Annotated in this window: 5 protein-coding genes and 1 pseudogene; 2 read left to right on the forward strand and 4 right to left on the reverse strand. The window is 70.4% G+C overall.

The window, feature by feature from the left end; translation table 11 throughout:
• Nucleotides 1–250 precede the first annotated feature (250 nt).
• Together I53_RS34180 and I53_RS21465 are read left to right on the forward strand one after the other, a co-directional pair.
• Nucleotides 251–424, forward strand: coding sequence for a hypothetical protein (locus I53_RS34180; protein ID WP_187294400.1), 174 nt, complete (start codon nucleotides 251–253; stop codon nucleotides 422–424).
• Nucleotides 421–1,068, forward strand: coding sequence for an AprI/Inh family metalloprotease inhibitor (locus tag I53_RS21465; protein WP_043354494.1), 648 nt, complete (start codon nucleotides 421–423; stop codon nucleotides 1,066–1,068). Before I53_RS34180 ends, I53_RS21465 begins: the two co-directional genes overlap by 4 nt.
• Nucleotides 1,069–1,119: 51 nt before the next feature.
• On the opposite strand, the gene I53_RS21470 is transcribed toward I53_RS21465, so the two are convergent.
• The 4 genes and pseudogenes from I53_RS21470 to I53_RS21485 all read right to left on the reverse strand — a co-directional run.
• Entirely contained in the window at nucleotides 1,120–1,734 is a 615-nt protein-coding gene (locus I53_RS21470) for a cytochrome b (protein ID WP_043354496.1), read from the reverse strand.
• A gap of 67 nt (nucleotides 1,735–1,801) precedes the next feature.
• Nucleotides 1,802–2,389, reverse strand: coding sequence for an NAD(P)H-dependent oxidoreductase (locus tag I53_RS21475; RefSeq protein ID WP_083936125.1), 588 nt, complete (start codon nucleotides 2,387–2,389; stop codon nucleotides 1,802–1,804).
• A gap of 163 nt (nucleotides 2,390–2,552) precedes the next feature.
• Nucleotides 2,553–3,237: pseudogene (locus I53_RS21480) on the reverse strand (methyltransferase).
• The coding region (locus tag I53_RS21485) for a glycosyltransferase (protein WP_043354500.1) at nucleotides 3,213–3,779 on the reverse strand (567 nt) is incomplete at its 5' end. The pseudogene I53_RS21480 and the gene I53_RS21485, both read right to left, overlap by 25 nt.

A 3,779-nucleotide genomic window follows, 5' to 3' on the forward strand; every position in this document is an offset into this window, starting at 1 on the left:
GCAACCGGCAATACCTAAGGTGTTCTGCCTCCGCCGGCATCGATCCGCATCTAAGGGTGTAGCGATGGGCTGGGCCCGAACGGTCGGTAAGTTCAGCGCACCAAACCAGATCAGGAATATAAAACAAGAAAAGGCGAGGTTTTGGCTAAAGATCCTAAATCCGTATCATTTCAACGGCTAAGGTAAGTGAGTTGAGTGGCGCCGGGCTATATGGTGGGCTGACCCGGCGGTCAGCAGAAAAGAGGCTGACATGTCCGAGATCCACCTACCTGTTCCTATCCCTCACGGCAACGACGAAGCCGACGTAGATCTCATCCTGAAGTTGCGGCAGGCGGCCGAGGAGCGGACCGTCGATGAGTTGGACACCAAGATTCCCGACGATGTTGCCGCCGACTTGGAGCCGCATGCTGCCGCCATCAAATGACCCTGGTGCTGGACAGCGGCGATGCGGGCCAAAAGTTGCGCTTCCCGGCCGGATGCCGCCGGGCCCTGCCCGTCCTGAACGGCGTCGCCGGCTGGCTGTTCGTCGAAGGGAACGTCCGCTTCGTGGACCGTAATGTCCGCCCCGTCCTCGAATTCACCCGGCGGCCGGACCAGCGCAGCCTCGTCGCGCTGGCCGAGGACGGTAACCGCTACAGCCTCGTCCCCCTCGACATCGTGGCCATGCGTCCGGCCGGCGCCGCAGGCTCGCCCGAGTCCGAGCCGGCCGTGGCAGCCAGCCCGAACCCCGCCCCGCTCCAGGCCGCCGCCCCGGTTCCGGCCGAACTGCAGCCGGCGGCGACTGCTTCGGCGGCCCCCGCACCGGGTCTCTATGCCCTCGACCGGTTCCAGCAGCGCGACACCTGCCGGATCACCCTCGATGGCACCGGCGGCGGCGTGCACATCATCCCGGGCTGCCACGACAGTGGCCTGGAGGTGTTCGATCCGGTCCGCTGGCGCTACGCGAACGGGCGGATGACGCTGACCGCCAAGCGCGGCCACAGCATCGACCTCGTGCCGAGCGGCGACGGGCGCTGGCGGCGCGAACCGGAGGTCGGCACCGCCTTCGTCCTGCGCCGCGTCGACTGAGCGCGCCGCGGGGTTTCCGTCAGAGAGGCCACGCGAGCGACCGGCGATGCGTCAGCGGGACGACCCGCGACCGTCCTGTACCGGCAGCATCCGCTCCAGGAGTCCGTCCCGCCGGATGATCAGGTGCCACACCGTCCCGGCGACATGCAGCAGGACCAGGGCGTAGACAAGCCACTGGCCGAAGACGTGGATCGCCTCGAAGATCTTCTGGGCCGCGTCGTCCTTCGGTAGCCCCGGGACCGTGAACAGCCAGAAATACGGCGTGTCGCGACCGGACAGCGCGCTGAGCAGGTACCCGCTGATCGGCATGATCAGGAAGATCGCGTACAAAAGATAGTGATTGACGCGGCCGATCAGCGTCAGGAGCCGGGGCGCCTGCGGATCCGGCGGCGCCGGCCGGATCATCCGCCAGACGATCCGCAGGACCACGATCGCCAGGATCGTGAGGCCGACCGATTTGTGCAGCACGAACATGCTGCCCTTGGCCGGCGTCGGCGGCAGGCTGATCGCGACCCAGGCGAGCGGCAGGACCGCCAGGACCAGGGCCGCGCTCAGCCAGTGCAGCGCCTGTGACACCGGATGGTAGCGTGGCAGGCCGGAGGCCGTGACGTAGGTTGCGGGCAGCGCTGTCGCCGCCTTGCCGGCCGTGATCGGAGAACCTGACATGATCCCTCGCGGGTGAGCGTGGTCCGCCTTCGATCTAGGGCCCGCGGCAGGCCGGGGGAGTCTCGCGTCAGTCGGATGCGCCGGGTGCGGCCGTCCGCGCCACGTCGAGCAGGGCGGCAAGCTCCGCAGCCGCGGCGCGGATCCGGGCCGCCACGGTTTCGTCGACGATGCGGCCATCCACCAGGTCGTCGGATCCGGCATAGACGGAGGTCGGCGCGACATGCGCGGCGAAGAAGCCGAACAGCGGCCGGAGCCCGTGCTCGACCACCAGGGCGTGGCGAAGGCCGCCGCCCGTGGCGGTGAGGGCCACCGGCATGCCGATCATCCGGGCGGGATCGACGAAGTCGAACACGTGCTTGAACAGCCCGGCATAGCCGCCCTGATAGACCGGCGTCCCCACGATCAGGGCGTCCGCTCCTTCGATCGCCTCGACCAGGCGCAGGGCCGGTGCCGACAGCGCGTCCCGCTGCGTGGCGCCGAGGCCCGGGCCGGCATCCATCAGGTCGTAGACGGCGAGATCGATCCCGCGGAGGCGTCCGAGTTCGGCGCCGAGCGCCTCGACCAGGATGCGGGTGCGCGAGGGCCGCTTGGCGCTCCCCGAGAAGGCGACGATGCGGGCAGCGCTGGGCTTCACACTCGACTCGACACTCACCACGAAACCTTCCGCCGCAGCATGCCCCGATCCGGGCCTTCGCAAACTCTGGCGCATGCGCGGCACGCGACACGAGTGGTTTTGACGGTAGCGCATTCCCGCGCCGTATAAACCCTCGGCGGAGCCGCATGGGCGGCGGTCCGACGCGACCGTCTCTGGCAGCCCCTCATCCGCGCAGCCGCCAGACATGGCTGCGCTTGATCTCGGCATCCTCCAGCGAACGCGAGACCGGAACCGCATAGGTGGCGAGGCAATCGAGGCGGTCGCGCGGCAGATACGTGCGGCCCGGATCGCCGATCAGCACCGTGACGCCCCGCGCCTGCAAACCGGAGAGCCAGGCGGTCACGGCCCCGGCGAGGTCGCGCTCGTAGAAGACGTCGGCGGCCAGGACGAGGTCGACCTGCGGATCGCGGCCGAGGAGGTCGTCGCAGACCGGGGTGATCCGTCCGCCGACCCCGTTGGCCTCGGCGTTGAGGCGGATCGCCGCCTGGCGAAGGGATCGAGGTCGCTGGCCACGACGTGCTCCGCCCCGGCGAGCGCGGCGGCGATCGCCACCAAGCCGGATCCCGAGCGAAATCCAGGACGCGGGCCCCGTCCGCGATGTCGGGGTGGTCGAGGACGTACCGGGCGAGCGCTTGCCCGCCGGCCCAGGCGAAGGCCCAGAACGGCGGCGGCAGCCCGATCTCCTGCAACTCCTCCTCGGTCCGCTGCCAGAGGTCCGTCGCCTCGTCGGCGACGTGCAGGCGGATCTCGGGTGCATGGGGCACGGGCAGCAGACGGGTGTTGGCCCGGATGAATCCGGAGGGATCGTCCGGTGCGCGCACGGTCAGGCCTCCAGCAGGTCGCGCCATATGGCGCAGACATGGTCGGTCACCGCAGCCTCGGTGAAGCCCCCGGTCTCGATCCGGGTTCGAGCGGCCGCGCCCAGGCCGGCGACGAGGCCGGCATCCCCGCTCAGGCGCGCGAGGGCGGCGGCCAGGGCCGGCGCGTCGTTCGGAGGAACCAGCAGGCCCTCGACGCCATCGCGCACGAGGCTGCGGCAGCCCGGGACGTCGGACGCGACCAGGGCCCGGCCGCAGGAGGCCGCTTCCAGCAGCGTCCGCGGCAAGCCCTCGCCGCCGCGAGACGGCAGGCAGGCGACATGGTGGCCGGCCCAGACCGCCGTGACGTCGGTCGTCGGCCCATGCCAGACGATGCCGTCGCGGCTCCACGCACGCAGGGTCCCCTCGTCGATCGCCCGCCGGTTCGATGGGTCCGGCGCACCATACAGCGCCAGCTCGACCGGCGCGCCCTGGGCCTGGGCGAGGCGGACCGCCTCGACGGCGACGTCGATCCCCTTCGACCAGAGCATGCGGGCGACCACGGCCACCCGGAGCGGCGGCATGGGCGGCAG

The sequence above is a fragment of the Methylobacterium sp. B1 genome, from assembly GCF_000333255.1.
GTDB classification, from domain to species: Bacteria; Pseudomonadota; Alphaproteobacteria; order Rhizobiales; family Beijerinckiaceae; genus Methylobacterium; species Methylobacterium fujisawaense.

Excerpts from the sequence above, each read along its gene's own strand:
- I53_RS21465 (WP_043354494.1), top strand. The coding sequence starts at position 421 with ATGACCCTGGTGCTGGACAGCGGCGATGCGGGCCAAAAGTTGCGCTTC.
- I53_RS21470 (WP_043354496.1), bottom strand. The coding sequence starts at position 1,734 with ATGTCAGGTTCTCCGATCACGGCCGGCAAGGCGGCGACAGCGCTGCCC.
- I53_RS34180 (WP_187294400.1), top strand. The coding sequence starts at position 251 with ATGTCCGAGATCCACCTACCTGTTCCTATCCCTCACGGCAACGACGAA.